Here is a 17339-nt window from a genome sequence, read left to right on the forward strand (position 1 = left end):
GTTAAACACGTTAAACTGTTGGTAAAATTAAGCTATGAGGTGGAACCTAAATGAAAAAGGAAACCAGTACATTTACAAAGTTGACGAAAGTTATTATTTGGATCATGCTTTTTGCAACCGTTGGCGGTGTTGTTCTTGGCGCGGTCGGTTCACTAGGCTTATTATAATTGGCTTTTAGGCTATCTGATTGAAAATCATAATTTATGCAGTACATTAAAGGGATTACAGCAAACACTAGCGTTTGCTGTAATCCCTTAATTTTATGTCTTCAAATATTTTATAATTACAAAGAATCCACGATAACTGTTAATTAGTGCCTGTAAAAGCTTTAAAGGTATCTCGTGGTGAAAATAATCGTGCCGAAGCTCTGGCTAATAGAACAATTAAAACACCTGACAGAATTGTGTTGGCCAAAGCACTCCCACCGTTAACGGCCAGGGAATAAAGCCAAGGATTCATTCCTTTAGGTGCGTATGATCCCCAGTAGATGACACCGGCCAAGAAATGACAGAAATACTTAACGATTACGCCTAGTAATGTGTACCCCAGTGCAATACCGATAATACGATTATGTGCCTGAGCCGTAATAGCACGTCGCAGTGGTGCCGCTCCGAGACCAATCAGGCCAACAACACTAAAAGCAACTGGATATTCCAAAACGCCTTGTAGTGGGTTCAAAAATCCACCATCACCAAAGCCACGTAAAAATAAATCTAACAATCCCCAAACTAACCCGGTTGCCAGTCCCGCTTTGGCCCCGCGCCGCAGGCTAAAAATTGCAACTGGAATTACACCGTACGATAAATTAATCCAAGGTCCAATTGAATGTGGAAAATACTCTAAGGCCATCGCCATTGCAGCAATGATTGCACCTTCTACCCAAATATGTAACCGTCGATCTGACATAAAAAAATCCTCCCTTAGACTAAAAACAAACCACAAGAGGGGAAACACTAACTAGCCACAAATTCCTTCGCATGTACTAACATAACAGGTTCTAAGGGTCTGAACGAATCACTCTCAGCCAAAAAGGCTCCCCTCTGTGGTGTTGCTTTATTTAATTATTAAACCGCTTTTATGATATTGCTTAGCTGGCCATTTGTCAACTAAAATAACTAATCGTATTCTAATCCCAATTGCGTTTCTTATGAGTTTTTGCTATGCTAATACTAATTTTATTTTAACCTTAGGGAAAGAAGTGGATTGGTTGTGAAAGTCGCAAAATTTGGGGGTAGTTCGCTAGCCACAAGTACGCAGCTCCAAAAAGTCATTAAGATCATCCGGGCAGATAGTAAACGAAAGGCAATTATTGTTTCGGCGCCTGGTAAACGTTTTTCCGGTGACCAAAAAGTAACCGATCTATTAATTAAATACGCACAATTGGTACTCGCAAAAGAACCTGTTACAGAGGTTCAGCAACAAATCTTGGCCCGCTATCAGGAAATTGCCACCGGCTTTGACTTACCCGCAAGTGAGTTTCAACCAATTAGTGAACATATCTTAAATTTACCTAACCAAACTTATAAAAATGATGCCTACTTGTTGGATGCTTTTAAAGCGGCTGGTGAAGATAATAACGCCAAATTAATTGCCGCAATTTTAAATCACCTTGGTGTGCCTAGTCACTACCTTAGCCCAAGCGAATCTGGCCTAGTTGTTAGCGATCACCCCGGCGATGCCCAAGTACTAGAAGAAAGTTACGCAAAACTCGCTACCTTTAAAAAGAGTAAAAAAATCCTTGTCATTCCCGGATTTTTTGGCTACACCGAAAACGGTGATATCTGTACTTTTTCACGTGGTGGTTCCGATATTACCGGTGCCATTTTCAGTCGTGCCTTTAAGGCTGAATTGTACGAGAATTTTACGGACGTTAACGCAATTTATGCCGCGGATCCCCACATTGTCCCGAATCCTGAACCAATTGATCACCTAACTTTCCGTGAAATGCGTGAACTATCTTACGCTGGCTTCTCTGTTTTTCATGATGAAGCATTAATTCCTGCTATTGAAGGTGGAATCTCTGTCCGCGTGAAAAATACGAATCAGCCAACAAAACCTGGTACGCTAATCTCCGCACGTAAAATCTACGATGCCAAAAAACCGATTTCTGGAATTGCAAGTGACGCCGGATTTTTAGGTATTTATATTCGCAAATACCTCATGAATAAACAAGTTGGCTTTGTTGCAACTATTTTGCAAATCTTGGCTAAACATCACGTCAGTTTTGAACATATCCCTTCCGGAATTGATGATCTCACCGTCATCATTCGTGAAAGTGAGCTGACACCTGAGCTCGAACCAAAAGTACTGCATGATATTCGTGAGGCCATTCATCCAGACGATCTGCGAATCATTCATAACTACGCTTTAGTTATGATTGTCGGTGAAGGTATTCAAGATCATATTGGAATGATGGCCAAGGCAACCAATAGTATCGCTCAATCGGGGGTCTCTATCGTTACGCTTGACCACGGTGCTTCACCCGTTTCAATTATGTTCGGTGTTCGTGAAAAAGACGCCCAAAACACCGTTCGCGGCTTGTACAAAACATTCTTTAAAGCAGATAAATAAAAGCAATTAAAAAGTGACCCTAAGACTGTTTATTTCAGCCTTAGGGTCACTTTTTAATTGGCAAACCAACTCAGTCGTTTTTTAATTGCCGTAATTAGCGGGGTTAATGGTGTCATCCTCGCCAAACCACTTACGACTAATCTTAGCGATTGTCCCATCCTTATATAAAGCTCGCAGCGACGCATTAATTCTCTTTTGCATCGTTTTATCAGACTTACGCATTCCTACCGCAAAGTTTTCTGGCGCAAAATTGCCTTGTGTGACTTGATAATCTTTGCGGTTTGCTTGGTGGGCAATATAATAATTGGCGTAAACGCGGTCAATTAGCATCCCTTGAATTCGGCCAGCATTTAGATCAATAAAGGCCTCGTTAAAGGTATCGTACAAAACTGGTGTTTGCTTATGGATGTACTGCTTTAACAGTTTAGGATTACTTTCAAGACTGCTATAACCCGATGAGCCCGTTTGAACACCCAATTCTTTTCCCTGCATTTGTTGAAAACTATTGATGTTATTTTTCTTTAAGGTCACAAGAATTTGCTTGTTTTGCAAATAATCATCGGAAAAACGCACCACACGTTTACGCTCTGGCGTAACGGTATAACCATTCCAAATTAAATCAATGGTGTGGTTCCGTAATTCAGTAGCGTTCATTGACCAATCAATTGTTTGAAAATCAACTTTGATTCCGTAACGTTTGAAAACTGCCCGGGCTAAATCAATATCAAATCCTTTTAATTGACCATCCTTGGCCCGAAAACCCATTGGTACAAAACTATCATCAAGCCCCACAACAACGCGCTTGTTTTGTTTAATGGTTGACCAACTATCAGATGTCATTTTCTTTTGGGAACACCCACTTAAACCAGCCAACGAAAAAAGCATCAGGAGACTCAGAATAATTAAACTTACTCGTTTACGCATATCGCTTACCTCCTATAGTGCTTCAACCCGTTTAATATTATCAGCAATTTGTTTGGCAAAGTCCAAATCATGGGTAACCACTAACTGAGTCATTCCGTCGGCCTTCAATCCTAAAATCATCTTTTCGACTTCTTGCCGTAAATCAGGATCCAAGGCACTTGTTGGTTCATCATAACAAAGAATTCGAGGTTGCATTGCTAATGCTCGTGCTAACGCAACTCGTTGTTTTTGGCCACCAGATAACTGATAAGGATAAAGCTGCTCTTTACCGTCCAACCCCAAGCGCTTCAACAAGTCCAATGCCTGTTTACGTGCTGCATCCTTATCCTTTTTTAAGGCCAGCATTGGTGCCAAAGTAATATTTTCTAAAACGTTTAAATTCGGGAAAAGCTGAAAGTCCTGAAAAACAACCCCAGTAACACTGTCATTGTCACGATTGATGTAGGGATCAAATGGCTTACCATCCAACTGTATTTCACCAGAATCAATTCGTTCTAGGCCACTAATACAACGTAAAAGTGTCGTTTTACCAGCACCTGATGGACCAACAATTGCTAAGATTTCGCCTTGATTAACCGTTAAATTAAAATCATTTAAAATTGTTTTTCGTCCATAACGTTTTGATACTTGTTTAAGCTCTAACATTTCGGCCACCCCCTATTTAAAATAACTGTAGTGATTCTCGACTCGTTGTTGGATAAACGTTAAAACCGCCGTCAACAATAAGTAAATAATGCCAACTAAAAGCAACGGTAACAAGGTAACATCCCGCGACGTTGCAACATTACCTGCTCGGAGTAAATCACCCAGTCCAATCACGTAAACTAACGAAGAATCTTTCACTAAATTAATGACTTCATTACCAATAGATGGTAAAACAATCTTCATAACTTGGGGTAAGACAATTTTTCGAATTGTTTGCCAGTAAGTTAGCCTTAAAACCCGTGCGCTTTCATACTGCCCACGATCAATCGATTGAAGGCCACCACGAAAGATTTCGGCAAAGTAGGCAGCGTAATTAATGATAAAAGCGAATAAGGCCGCGTTGTAACGTTGAAAAACAATTCCAATAATTGGTAGGCCGTAGAAAACAACGATTAACTGTAATAACAACGGCGTCCCCCGCATAATCCAAACGTAAATTCCCAGTAAATCCTTTAGTGGTTTAAAGTGAGAAGCACGCCCTAATCCAACAATAATCCCCAACGGAATGGCCCCAATTAAGGTAAAAATAAAAATTGATAACGTCATTTGAACGCCTGACAATAATGATGGCATGATTTGCATTGCGTAGTGCCACTGACCAGCTAAATTCATAATATTCCCTCCTCATAATTAACGGTAATAAAAAAGTCCTCGAAAACAGTCTCTGCTTTCGAGGACGAGTTAACGCGGTTCCACCCCAATTCGTGATTACTTCACAATAATCACCTCAAATAGTTGCCAATAAACACTAAAAAATAAAAAAGTCCCCTTAACATCAAACGATGCTAAGAGGACGAAAATTATCGCGGTTCCACCTCAAGTTCGTAACTAGCTCACACCAGTTACCTCAAGTAGTTTATTAGTAACTACAGCTATAACGGGCTTATCCCGTACTTGCTTACTATCTTCAGCAGGTAAACTCCCAGATGTGTTTTCACCACCAATAGTCATTTCTTTACACCAACCAGAAACTCTCTACAGAACTATCAGGGTTACTTATCCGTTCACTGTTTTTATATTATGAGAATAACATTAGCAGTATTTAATCTAACTGTCAACTCAAAATATTAATTGTGACTTTTTTTATGACCAAATAATCGTTGCCAGAAGCCAACTTTCTCTTCTTTGATGGACATCAAAGGAACAGTCTCCCCTAAAATTCGCCGGGCAATATTGCGGTACCCCTTGCTGGCCAAATTCTTAGGATCTAAAACAACTGGGTCCCCGTGATTAGAGCTAGAAATGACACCATCATCGTCAAGTACAATTCCTAATAGTGAAATTGATAAATGTTTGGTGATTTCATCAATATCCATAACTTCTCCATCGTCCATCATGTGTGTCCGAATTCGATTGATAATCAACCGTGGTTCTTGTTTCATTTCCTTTTGCTCCAACAAGCCAACCACACGATCAGCATCACGCACGGCCGAAATCTCGGGAGTCGTTACGACAATGGCACCATCAGCCCCGGCAATAGCATTTTGGAATCCCTGTTCAATACCGGCTGGGCAATCTAGAATAATGAAATCAAACTCATCCTTTAATTCATCGACTATTGCTTTAACTTCATCGGGTAATAATGCATCCTTATCCGTGTTTTGAGCGGCCGGTAATAAATATAAATTATCCTCAAACCGTTTATCCTTAACTAAAGCCTGGTGGAGCTTTGCACGACCACGGGCAACGTCAACAATATCATAAATAATTCGGTTTTCTAGGCCCAAAACAACATCTAGGTTACGTAACCCAATATCTAAATCCATTAAACAAACACGCTTGTCTAACAATGCTAAAGCAGTTCCGATATTAGCACTGGAAGTTGTTTTACCCACACCACCTTTGCCTGATGTGATTACAATTGCCGTTCCCATAATTATGCCTCCCCAATCTTATTGTACAGTCGTGGTCGAATTGCTTTCAGATTATCCAAGGTTGAATAGTCCAACAAATGTAAATCATTAATGTACGCAACCGAACGACCGTCAAAATGTCGTTCTTCATCCGCAATAATGCCCACACTACCAGAAATACGAACCTGAAAAGCATCAGTTAAATCTCCGACAATCAAAGCATCTTCATTATCTGGGAACCCCGCCTGAACAACACCTTCACAAACACCCAACAGGAAAACACTGCCAGTTGCTTTTAAAATACCGCCATTATGTATCTGACCAATAAAGAGCACGTCACCTTCAACGTCAATTTCTTGACCACTACGAATAATTGCACGATTTAAATGCACGTTATCTTGTTGTTTCCAATTTTGTGCAGCCTGGTGCGTCATAACACTGGCCTCAATTGTTGTTACTTGAAATTGAGGGTACTGTTCAATCAAGGCGTAAATTTGCTGTTGCTGCTTTTCCGTTAACAACCGATTCTCGGTTTTAATCGTAAAATTTATAATTTTATTACCTGGTACCTTTTTTTCCTGATTTAAACGAACAAATAAATCAGTCAATTCCGTCATAATCCCTGAAATTGCGCTATCTTGTTTTAACGTAATCTGATAACCATCCTGACGGCCTTTTAAAATGACATCTTGCATCCTGCCACTCCCCATTTTAAAACAATTTTCTTAATTTCAAATAATTCCAAATTTAACTTTAAACTGTTGTTCCACCTAATTTTAGCAATAACTGTCTTAAAGGAAAATAGAGAATTACAAAGTACACTAAATTTAGCAGTAAAGTTGGACCTAAAACATCCGGAATAAAGTTAGCCAAAGTAGCCGTTGTTAGTCCCATGAAACGGTTCATACCGTAAACAAAGCTTTCTAAAATCGTTAGTTCAATTAAATAAATAGCCCCAATTGCGATCGCTGTAGGTGTAAAATAAACCCGAATTTGTCGTGTTAGATAGACAATTAAAGGAAATAAAAACGTATATACACCTAAAATACCAGTATAGAAACTATCATAGAACAAACCGATAATAAACGCCCATAATAATAAATGTTTCATATCCGGCAAGAAAAAGGAAACTAACACTAAACCTAATAATACCAACCGACTAATCATAACATCTGGGTAATTATAAAAATGGCTAGTAAAAATAGTACTCAAACTACCATCAAATAACATCAATCCAAAAAGCAGTACTGGTACCCAAATCTGAATTTTTGATCGCATTATTAATCCCCCTTAATCTGGCGATTAATAACCGTAACAACCGTGAAATTATTTAAATTAGTAGCTGGTTCAATCCCAACAGACAAAGCTAGACCATAATCATCATGCTTAATCGAATTAACTTTCCCAATGAAAAGCCCCCGTGGTGTTAAACCACCTAAGCCAGAAGTCTCGACAGTATCACCCTTGGCGACTTTTGCGTTGGAATTCAACTGGGTCATCGTAATTTGTCTTGTTCGACCATTATAACCAGAAATAACACCGTTAACTGTCCCGCCATTTTTAGTCGTAATTTCAGCTGCAAAACGATTAGAAGTCTGACTATCAGTACTAATCAGTTGAACCTTAGAATTGGTTTTATTGACTTCGACTACCCGACCGATTAATCCTGAGCCCGCCATTACTGGCATATCTTTTTTTATCCCATTAATTTGACCACGATTTATAATAACGTAGTTTTGCCAACTTGCTGGCGAACGTGTTAAAACGGCGGCGGAAATTTGGCTATAATCCGTCAAAGTTTTATTAAGTTTCAGCTGCTTTTTTAGTTCTTTATTTTCGTGTTGTAACGTTTGGTTTTGAATTTTGGTTTGCGCTAAATCATCAACTTGCGTTTTTAATTGCGCATTTTCCTGATAAGTATTAATTAATGTTCCCACCGAAGTAAATCCGTCCTTGATTCCATTAGTTGGAACCGCGACAACGTGGTCCAAAACACCAACAACATCATTCCCAAATTGTTGAACCAGGGGTGGCGTCTTCTGATTATTACGAACAGTAACCGAATACGCCATGAGGCCCATACTGATAATGATTGCAATCATGACAATAATTAATTTTCGGTTTGAAAAAAACTTCTGCATTGGTTTACCCCCATAAAATCGACATGAAGAAGGCGGGAATCTTTTCCCGCCTAGAGAGTGTTTGGAAAAGCGTTCAGGTTCTACTTCGCACTTGAGGACTATTACTGGCCTCATCGACGATGTTGATCGGACTAAGATAGACCAAGGCCCGAATTGCAGCCTGGACCGTATTTTCCAAACATGGCCTAGTATCGGCTAACGTTTCTTCATCACATCAATATTCTTAAGTGATTCACCGGTTCCAATTGCAACACAATCCAATGGGTCTTGCGCAATAAAGACTGGTACTTTAGTTTCATCAGCAATAACCTCTGGTAGGTGCTTCAACAGAGCGCCACCACCAGTTAATACAATTCCGTGGTCAATGACATCCGCCGCAATTTCTGGTGAAGTCTCTTCTAAGGTTTCTTTAATTGCCACAATAATCTCTGCCACAACTTCTTGAATCGCCTTAGCAATATCAACAGCGCTCACTTCAACTGTCTTGGGTAAACCAGAAATCAGATCACGACCACGAACGGTAATATTATCGCCCTTAGCAGCCTTCTCAACGGAAGCCGAACCGACCTGGACCTTGACATCTTCGGCAGTGCGTTCACCAACTAATAAATTAAAGTTTTGGCGAATATAATAAATAACGGCCTCATCAATTTTATCGCCAGCCATTCGAATCGAACGACTTGAAACAATGCCGCCTAAAGAAATCGTGGCAACATCCGTTGTCCCACCGCCGATATCAACAACCATGCTACCAGTTGGATCCATTACGGGTAGCCCGGCCCCGATTGCAGCAGCAAATGGTTCTTCGATTACGTAAGCATCACGTGCACCAGCCACGCGAGTTGCATCGATAACCGCCCGCTTTTCAACCTCGGTTACGCCACTCGGCACACAAACCATCACGTAAGGTTTACCATTTGAGCGCCCTAAAGCCTTTTCCATAAAGTATTTCATCATGGCCGCGGTTGTATCGTAATCAGCAATAACGCCATCTTTCATCGGCCGAATGGCAACAATGCTGCCCGGTGTTCTACCGATCATATCACGTGCTTCCGTACCAACGGCAACAACGTCACCTGTTTTTGTATTCTTGGCAACGACTGACGGTTCACGGAGTACGATTCCTTTACCGTCAATGTAAACTAATGTATTGGCAGTACCAAGGTCGATCCCTAGATTTTTTGTTCCTAATCCGAACACAATATTCTCTCCTTCAATGATCGCTTAATTAGTGCATTCATTATTATCAATTTAGTATAAGTTAGTGGCATTATAACACACTTCAACCACCGATTGGTTCTTCACCTATGGTCTATCATACCGAATATTAGTAAGAATGATAAGCCCTTTTCAAAACTTAAAGCTTTTTTAGATAAAGCAAACGTTACCATTTAAAAATTGATTAAAAATTAGTACTACTTGTAGAAATCGACTTGCAATTTCACCTCAAAAAAATAAGAGTCTAGGGCTTACCCCCAAACTCTTAATCTAATCATCATTAAGCTTTAACAACATTAACTGCTTGTGGGCCGCGATCGCTTTCTTCAACATCAAAAGTTACTGCCTGACCTTCATCAAGTGTCTTAAAACCTTCATCTTGAATTGCGGAGAAATGAACGAATACATCGCTGCCGTCTTCTCGTGAAATAAAACCAAAGCCCTTCTCGGGATTGAACCATTTAACTGTACCGTGTTCCATAGTATAAAATCCTCCTCGTGCCAATAAGACACTATAAATTTGTAATTCCGATTGGTACGATGGGGAAAGCCCTACTAATGAAACTTCGATCCACTACCTAATAAGAATACAAAGTAATTTTACCATGCCAAATTTACAATAACAAGCGAACACGACTAAAGATCTCCGCGTTCTTTCAGACTTAAATAATCTTTCCCAACAATGAGGTGATCAAGTAACTCAATTCCCATTAATTGACCACAATGGGCCATTCGCTGGCTAAACTTAATATCGTAACTGGACGGTTCCGTCTGCCCGCTGGGATGATTATGTACTAAAATAAAACGAGCCGCAGAAACATCAAGCGCTGGTGCCATGATTTCCCGTGGATGAGCAACTGATGAATTTAAAGTTCCCGTAAAAATTGTTTTTTCTAACAAGATTTGATTCTTAGTATCTAAATACAAAACAATCAGTCGTTCTTGCGTCATTCCCGCTAATTTTTTAATCATCAATTCACCAATTTGTCTGCTGGAAACAATGACCCCATAGCGAAAGGTTGCCGCCTGACAGACCCGCTGGCCAAGCTCAATTGCCGCCTTTAATAAAACTGCCTTTGTTACCCCGACACCCGTAACCGTCTGCAATTCAGCCGGAGTGGCCAACGTTAGATTGGTTAAGTTAGGGTAACGACTTAAAAGTGTCGCGGCAACCATCATCACTGGCTGCTGTTTCGTCCCTGTCCCTAATAAGATTGCCAATAACTGTTGGTTGGACAAAGTAGCCGCGCTAGTTTGTAAGAGTTGTTCTCGCGGTCTAACTTCTAATTCTGTTTGTACTAACACTCGATCACGCTCCTTCTACAAAGGTAAAGTACGCAATCTTAGTGATTTATTTTTTCAAGGTAATCTTTTACCGCACCTAAATTAGGTAACACTGCTAGGGCTTGTTGCCGCATTTCATCAGTTGGTTGAATTAAATCAGGAACAATCAAACAATTAATGTTTGCCGCCTTAGCCGCTAACAATCCATTCGGTGAATCTTCCAAGATCAAAACTTGTTCTTTAGGAAGTGCTAATTCAGTTTGGGCCCGCAAAAATAAATCTGGTGCAGGTTTGCCAGCTTTAACTTTATCAACGGAAACAATCTTTGAAAAGCGATCACTAATGCCACCAGCAACTAAAAACTCAGTAATTTTAGATTTAAAGTTACTGGAGGCAATAATTTTAGCAATTCTCTGTTGATCCAAATAATCAAGTAAGTCATCTAGACCTGGTTTTTTCTTTAAATGTCCTGTGCGAACTAATTCATTTATTCTTTGATACGTTAACTCCATAAAACGTTCGGTCTGTTCTTTGCCGCCAAAGGCCTCATCAAAAAACGCCATCATGTCATCATCCGACGCTCCGATAAACCGCTGGTAATAATCATCAGGAAATGGTAACTTCATTTCCTTGGCCGCTTCAATATTTGCTTGGTTATAGAGCTTTTCCGAATCAAACATTAGACCATCCATATCAAAAATAATTCCGTGAACTACCATAATAACCTCCCTTAAGCCTTAAAGTACTGGCGAACTTCTGAAACAAAATACAGTGAGCCAGTCAATAAAATAACGTCCTCCGTGGATGATTGTTGAACTACCGCTTGAAAGGCCTCCTGCCAGTGTTCAAAAATCGGTATTTTTTTGGCACTATCCGCAGCCAATTCAGCCACGCTTTCAACTCTTGCACCTTGAAATTGCGTTAAAACAAGGTGAACGTTTGGTAGTCCTTCCAACAATTTAAGCATCGTTACCGTATCTTTATCTTTTAACGCAGCAAAAATCAAATAAATTTCTTGCTGTGTAAAATCCTGCCGTAAAGTTGCAGCTAGGGCACGCACTGCAGGTTCATTGTGAGCACCATCTAAAATAATTAACGGTTCATCATTAATTTTTTCCAAACGGCCGGCCCAGATCGATTTAGCCAACCCGTGACGCACACTACGTTCAGTCACTTTTAAACTAGTTTCTTTAGCAAAAATCAAAAATGCGGCAATTGCCACTGCTGCATTATCAATTTGATAATCACCTAGCATTGGCAACACTAAATTTTTGATTACTTGTTGATCGCTAATAAAGTCAAAGGATTCCGCCCAGGTTGGTAGTGTGTTGCGATTAATTGCTTTAAAGTCACCACCCAAACAACTTATGGGGCTGGCCAAACTAGCTGCTTTTTGCTTAATAACTGCCAACGGTTCGGCCGCAATATCACCAACAACGACTGGCCGCCGTTCTTTTATAATCCCAGCCTTATGCTTAGCAATTTTGGGAAGTGTATCGCCCAGCAACGCCATGTGGTCATAACCAATTGTTGTAATCACTGAAACAATTGGTGTAACAACATTAGTTGCATCCGTCAGACCGCCGATACCAACTTCGATAATCGCAACATCGGGTTGTTTTTCAGCAAAATAAACTAGCATTAATAGCGTAATAAACTCAAATTCGGTGATTTGATTGGTTGGATCAACGGCATCTAGTTCAGTTATTTTAGGACCAACCAAATTAACCAAATCTAAAAGTGCTTTATCACTAATTGGTTGACCGTTGAGACTGATTCGTTCATTAAAACGCATTAGAAATGGTGATGTAAAAGTTCCAACCGTTAATCCTTGTTCCTCTAAAAGACAACGTAAATCATTAACAACTGACCCTTTACCGTTTGTTCCGGCAACGTGGATCACTCGTAGTTTTTTTTCAGGATGCTGAAAGGCGGCCACAGCACGTTTAATCCGCTTTAGGCTGCCTTCTTTATGCATTTTTGGTCGATTGTGAATTATGGTTAAGGCGGCTTCGTATGTTTCTGCGTACATTATTTTGGCTCCTCTAATTCCGAATTAAGTTTAGTTTAACACGCGGCCGGGGCAAAAGTCCTAGCCGCTTACTATTTCCGAGCATCACTTTAAAACGCGCACCAAAGGTCTGGGTTCACGTACCTTCCAATAACCACAGTACGATTACTGGACTGGTCTACGTTACGCAGTAAACTAAAAGCCGACCTTTGCCTCACTCCCTCATAAATTTAACAGCAGTTAGCCGCAAAAATAATTGAAGGTTATTTTGAAAAACATAAAAAGCCGCAGATGAAATGTTAATTTTATCTTCGACTTTAAATTAGGATCATTATTTGTTTGCTTTCAATTCATTAATTCGCTCATTAGTTGCAGTTAACTTATTCAAATAGTCTGCACGTTTTTCTCGTTGTTCATTAACAACTTTTTCGGGAGCACTTTGAACGAAACGCTCATTACCTAATTTCTTATCAGCCCGATCAACTTCGGCCTGTAATTTTTTGGCCTCACCTTGTAATCGAACAATTTCTTGATCAAGATCGATTAATTCTGCAAGTGGCACGTAGATTTCGGCGCCAGTTATAACCGCAGACATTGCTAACTTAGGCGATTTAACGTCATCCCCAATTTGTAATTCCTTTGGATGAACAAAACGCTCAATATACTCACGGTTGGCCTGATAAGTTTGTTCCGTGGCCTTATCGGTGGTCTTAATTAAGACATCGATTGGGCTGGATAATGGTGCATTCACTTCTGAACGGATATTTCGAACCGATCGGATTAAATCAATTAACCGTGACATTTCACTAACGGCCGCCTCATCAGCCAAATCAGCGTGTTCCACTGGATAGGCCGCAGTGACAATTGACTCACCATCATGTGGCATGTTCTGCCATAATTCTTCAGTCACAAATGGCATGATTGGGTGCATTAATTTTAAGGTTTGGTCGAGAACATAAGCAAGTGCGTGCCGTTTAGCAGATTTAGCTGTCTCGTCAGTACCGTAAAGAACTTCCTTACTCATCTCAATATACCAATCACAAAGATCGTTCCAAATAAAGTTGTACAACAAACGACCAGCCTCACCAAAATCAAAATCGTCAAATAGTCGTGTCACATCTTTAATGGTTGAATTTAGCCGGCTTAAAATCCAGCGGTCAGCCAAATCACGATCAGCCTTATCCGGCAAACTTGGCACAGTCATCTCACCAAGGTTCATGATTACAAAACGACTTGCATTCCAAATCTTATTAATGAAGTTCCAGGCCGCGTCCATTTTGTCGTAAGAAAAACGAATATCCTGGCCTGGTGTTGATCCAGTGGTTAAGAACCAGCGTAAGGCGTCCGCACCATACTTCTCGATAACTTCCATTGGATCAATCCCATTACCTAATGATTTACTCATCTTGCGACCTTGTTCATCACGAATGAGGCCATGAATCAAAACATTTTTAAATGGCCGTTGACCAGTAAATTCGAGACTTTGGAAAATCATCCGGGAAACCCAGAAAAAGATAATGTCGTAGCCGGTCACTAAAGTACTAGTTGGAAAATAACGTTTAAAATCGGCGGCATCTGTATCCGGCCAGCCCATCGTTGAAAATGGCCATAAAGCACTACTAAACCAGGTATCTAAAACATCGGAATCTTGTTCCCAATTTTCAGCATCTTCTGGTGCTTCCATCCCAACGTACGTTTCACCAGTTTGCTTATTATACCAGGCCGGAATTCGGTGGCCCCACCATAATTGGCGGGAGATGACCCAATCGTGAACGTTATCCATCCACTGAGTGAAGGTATGTTCAAATCGTTCGGGAACAAAATTAACTTTCTGATCACTGGCCTGATTCTTGAGAGCTGCTTCAGCTAATGGTTTCATTTTAACAAACCACTGCGTGGACAAACGAGCCTCAACTTGAACACCAGTCCGTTCTGAATGACCAACACTATGAACAATTGGGTCAATTTTTAACATGTAGTCTTGATCCTTTAGATCGGCCACCATTGCCTTGCGCGCTTCAAAGCGATCCATGCCTTCATACTTGCCAGCATTTTCATTCATACTGGCATCTTCGTTCATCGTATTAATTCGTTTTAAATCATGCCGATTACCAACCAAGAAATCATTAGGATCATGCGCCGGTGTGATTTTAACCATCCCAGTTCCAAAATCCATATCAACGTATTGATCAGCAATAATTGGAATGTGCCGACCTTGTAATGGCAAAACAACTTCGCGACCAACCAAATCCTTGTACCGTTCATCTTTAGGATTTACAGCAACCGCAGTATCACCAAACATTGTTTCTGGACGTGTGGTTGCAATTTCAATGTAGTGTTTGCCAGCAAAAGTGTACTCAGGGTCAACAAATGGGTACTTAACGTGGTAAAAGGCCCCTTGATCATCCTTATGGATAACTTCAATATCGGATAACGCAGTTCGCGCCTGAGGATCCCAATTGATGATGTATTCCCCACGATAAATTAGGCCCTTTTTATATAAATTAACAAAGACCTTACGAACGGCCTTGGATAAACCGTCATCCAGCGTGAAACGTTCCCGGGAATAATCCACGGAAATTCCTAACTTGGCCCACTGTTGGTGGATAATATCACCATATTCATGAACCCAGTTCCACACTTCTTTAATAAACTTTTCCCGTCCAAGATCGTAACGGGTGATACCCTTTTCACGTAAATGGGCCTCTACTTTAGCCTGTGTCGCAATCCCGGCGTGATCCATTCCTGGTAACCAAAGCACATCATAGCCTTGCATCCGCTTTTGGCGAATAATCATATCCTGCAAAGTTGTATCCCAAGCGTGACCAAGATGTAGCTTTCCCGTCACATTTGGCGGTGGAATGACAATTGAGTAAGGTTTTGCATCTGGATTGCCAGATGGTTTAAATAAATCTTCGCTGAGCCATTCATCGTACCGACCGGGCTCAACTTGTTGTGGATCATACTTCGTTGACATTTCTTTTTTATCAGCCAAATCCATCATCTCCTCGATAATTAAAAACTCAAACAAAAAAGCATTCATCCTAATTAATAGGACGAATGCTTAAATTCGCGGTACCACCTAAATTGCGCTATTGCGCCACTTCATCACGTTAACGAACTACTTGTCCGGCTAGACCTACTCACTTCAGTCTAACAGCTCACAAGTTACCTTCACGTTTAAGTGGGTAAAGTTCTCTCAGCCAATGAACTTTATCTCTTAGCCCCAAATTTAGACGTTACTTTCTTGCTCAATGCTTTGATGTTACTGTAGCAAAAATTAATGAGCAGGTCAATAGCCATAAGTCTGAGTTGGAAAACTATTTTGATTCGTATTCCATAATCAAATTAGGCCAATCGCATTTAAAAAGCGACTTTCTGTGCTTATTCACATACTTGCCTAAAGTAAATCAGCAATTTCTGCCTGATCTTGTTCCAAGAAATGCTGATCAGGTCTGATTTCACTAGTTTTAATTCCGGCAATTGATTCCGCCATCAAGCCTTCAACATCGATTAATTTCTCATAGTTTCTCGTTTTTTCCATGTTAGGGTGTGTCTTTGGTGCCGGTGGTGCAAAGATTGTACAGCAATCCTCAAACGGCATAACTGACAAATCAAAAGTGTCAATGTCCTCAGCAATCTTAATAATCTCATTTTTGTCCATTGAAATAACGGGCCGTAAAATTGGTGTTGTTGTCACATCATTAATTGCGGCCATACTTTGCATTGTTTGCGAGGCCACTTGACCTAATGACTCACCATTAAAGATGGCCAGGCCATGGTGCATTTCACGAATTTTGTCCGTAATCCGCAACATCATTCGCCGCTGAATGGTCATCAAATAACCTTCGGGCACCTTATTCTTGATTTCTTCTTGAATCTTAGTAAACGGTACCTCAATAAACTGAATACTTCCTGCATAAGGAGCAATTTTAGCGGTTAGTTCTTTTGCTTTGGCCAACGCCTTTTCACTTGTATATGGTGGGCTAAAGAAGTGGACCATTTGTAAATCAACACCGCGCTTCATTGCTAAGTAACCTGCAACTGGTGAATCAATCCCCCCAGATAGCATTAACATACCACGACCGGCCGTTCCAACCGGTAAACCACCGGCACCAAGAATTGTTTGACTTGAAAGGTAAATACCATCAAGTCGAACTTCAACGCGCAAGGTAATATCTGGTTTATGCATTTGCACGGTTAATTCAGGAATTGCGTTTAAAATAATGTCACCTAAATCAGCATTAATTTCGTTGGTATCCATTTCAAAATTATGGTCAGCCCGGCGCGTGTTAACCTTAAACGTCGCACCTTGCTGTACTTGTTCTTTTAACATGGCAATCGCCGTCTGGCGAACAGCATTCATATCACGTTCAACACGAATCGTTGGTGAATAATTTTGAATACCAAAGACTAAACCCAATTTTGCCATAACTGCCTGACTATCTTCACCATTCAAAATGATGTGTAGCCGATCACGTTTGGCGTGAATTTGTAATGCCGGAAATGCCTGAAGTGCCTTCATCGTGTTACCAAATAACCGATTAATGAAATCACGGCGGTTTTTACCTTTGGTGGACAACTCGCCATAACGAACCATGATCTCTGTATATTGCATAATGTTCTTCCTTT

At 40.5% G+C, this 17339-nt stretch carries 17 protein-coding genes, 1 riboswitch and 2 other annotated features; of the genes, 2 read left to right on the plus strand and 15 right to left on the minus strand.

The genetic code is table 11. The features are described from left to right. Positions 1-50: 50 nt before the first annotated feature. The gene (locus AYR53_RS13350) at positions 51-167 is read left to right on the plus strand and encodes a DUF4044 domain-containing protein (protein WP_075168894.1); all 117 of its coding nucleotides are present in this window, start codon (positions 51-53) and stop codon (positions 165-167) included. Positions 168-306: 139 nt separating this feature from the next. Here the strand turns inward: AYR53_RS13350 and thiT are convergent, their stop codons facing one another. Continuing rightward, positions 307-906 (minus strand): energy-coupled thiamine transporter ThiT, encoded by a 600-nt coding sequence (thiT, locus tag AYR53_RS10490; protein ID WP_068224868.1) that lies wholly within the window; start codon positions 904-906, stop codon positions 307-309. Between the two features lie 44 nt (positions 907-950). After that, positions 951-1050: riboswitch (TPP riboswitch) on the minus strand. 159 nt (positions 1051-1209) lie between these two features. Between thiT and AYR53_RS10495 the strand changes: the two genes are divergently transcribed. Then, on the plus strand, positions 1210-2571 hold the full coding sequence (locus AYR53_RS10495) for an aspartate kinase (protein ID WP_068224870.1): 1362 nt from the start codon (positions 1210-1212) through the stop codon (positions 2569-2571). An 81-nt stretch (positions 2572-2652) separates the two neighbouring features. On the opposite strand, the gene AYR53_RS10500 is transcribed toward AYR53_RS10495, so the two are convergent. The 14 genes from AYR53_RS10500 to thiI all read right to left on the minus strand — a co-directional run bounded on the left by AYR53_RS10500 (position 2653) and on the right by thiI (position 17325). Further along, complete coding sequence (locus AYR53_RS10500; RefSeq protein ID WP_068224872.1) at positions 2653-3495, minus strand: amino acid ABC transporter substrate-binding protein; 843 nt, start codon at positions 3493-3495, stop codon at positions 2653-2655. A gap of 12 nt (positions 3496-3507) precedes the next feature. Continuing rightward, positions 3508-4140, minus strand: a complete 633-nt coding sequence (locus AYR53_RS10505) for an amino acid ABC transporter ATP-binding protein (RefSeq protein ID WP_068224874.1) — start codon at positions 4138-4140, stop codon at positions 3508-3510. 12 nt (positions 4141-4152) lie between these two features. Continuing rightward, the gene (locus AYR53_RS10510) at positions 4153-4812 is read right to left on the minus strand and encodes an amino acid ABC transporter permease (RefSeq protein WP_068224876.1); all 660 of its coding nucleotides are present in this window, start codon (positions 4810-4812) and stop codon (positions 4153-4155) included. A 174-nt stretch (positions 4813-4986) separates the two neighbouring features. After that, positions 4987-5217 (minus strand) — a binding site (T-box leader). A 50-nt stretch (positions 5218-5267) separates the two neighbouring features. Beyond that, positions 5268-6074, minus strand: coding sequence for a septum site-determining protein MinD (gene minD, locus AYR53_RS10515; RefSeq protein WP_068224878.1), 807 nt, complete (start codon positions 6072-6074; stop codon positions 5268-5270). Between the two features lie 2 nt (positions 6075-6076). Then, on the minus strand, positions 6077-6748 hold the full coding sequence (locus AYR53_RS10520) for a septum site-determining protein MinC (RefSeq protein WP_068224880.1): 672 nt from the start codon (positions 6746-6748) through the stop codon (positions 6077-6079). A 58-nt stretch (positions 6749-6806) separates the two neighbouring features. Further along, positions 6807-7331 (minus strand): rod shape-determining protein MreD, encoded by a 525-nt coding sequence (gene mreD, locus AYR53_RS10525; RefSeq protein ID WP_068224882.1) that lies wholly within the window; start codon positions 7329-7331, stop codon positions 6807-6809. A 2-nt stretch (positions 7332-7333) separates the two neighbouring features. After that, positions 7334-8194 (minus strand): rod shape-determining protein MreC, encoded by an 861-nt coding sequence (mreC, locus tag AYR53_RS10530; protein ID WP_068280363.1) that lies wholly within the window; start codon positions 8192-8194, stop codon positions 7334-7336. A 195-nt stretch (positions 8195-8389) separates the two neighbouring features. Then, positions 8390-9394: a rod shape-determining protein gene (locus AYR53_RS10535; RefSeq protein ID WP_068224884.1), complete on the minus strand. Its 1005-nt coding sequence runs from the start codon at positions 9392-9394 to the stop codon at positions 8390-8392. A 298-nt stretch (positions 9395-9692) separates the two neighbouring features. Continuing rightward, complete coding sequence (locus AYR53_RS10540) at positions 9693-9893, minus strand: cold-shock protein (protein WP_068224886.1); 201 nt, start codon at positions 9891-9893, stop codon at positions 9693-9695. A gap of 155 nt (positions 9894-10048) precedes the next feature. Next, the gene (radC, locus tag AYR53_RS10545; protein ID WP_068224888.1) at positions 10049-10717 is read right to left on the minus strand and encodes a RadC family protein; all 669 of its coding nucleotides are present in this window, start codon (positions 10715-10717) and stop codon (positions 10049-10051) included. Between the two features lie 38 nt (positions 10718-10755). Continuing rightward, positions 10756-11415 carry an HAD family hydrolase gene (locus tag AYR53_RS10550; RefSeq protein WP_068224891.1) on the minus strand — a complete coding sequence of 220 codons (660 nt, stop codon included), beginning with the start codon at positions 11413-11415 and terminating at the stop codon, positions 10756-10758. 11 nt (positions 11416-11426) lie between these two features. After that, entirely contained in the window at positions 11427-12728 is a 1302-nt protein-coding gene (locus AYR53_RS10555; protein WP_068224893.1) for a bifunctional folylpolyglutamate synthase/dihydrofolate synthase, read from the minus strand. Between the two features lie 310 nt (positions 12729-13038). Continuing rightward, positions 13039-15708 carry a valine--tRNA ligase gene (locus AYR53_RS10560; RefSeq protein ID WP_404802794.1) on the minus strand — a complete coding sequence of 890 codons (2670 nt, stop codon included), beginning with the start codon at positions 15706-15708 and terminating at the stop codon, positions 13039-13041. A gap of 48 nt (positions 15709-15756) precedes the next feature. Continuing rightward, positions 15757-15971, minus strand: a binding site (T-box leader). A 136-nt stretch (positions 15972-16107) separates the two neighbouring features. Continuing rightward, complete coding sequence (gene thiI / locus AYR53_RS10565; protein WP_068224895.1) at positions 16108-17325, minus strand: tRNA uracil 4-sulfurtransferase ThiI; 1218 nt, start codon at positions 17323-17325, stop codon at positions 16108-16110. Positions 17326-17339: the final 14 nt, after the last annotated feature.

The sequence above is a fragment of the Loigolactobacillus backii genome, assembly GCF_001663675.1.
Classification (GTDB): Bacteria; Bacillota; Bacilli; order Lactobacillales; family Lactobacillaceae; genus Loigolactobacillus; species Loigolactobacillus backii.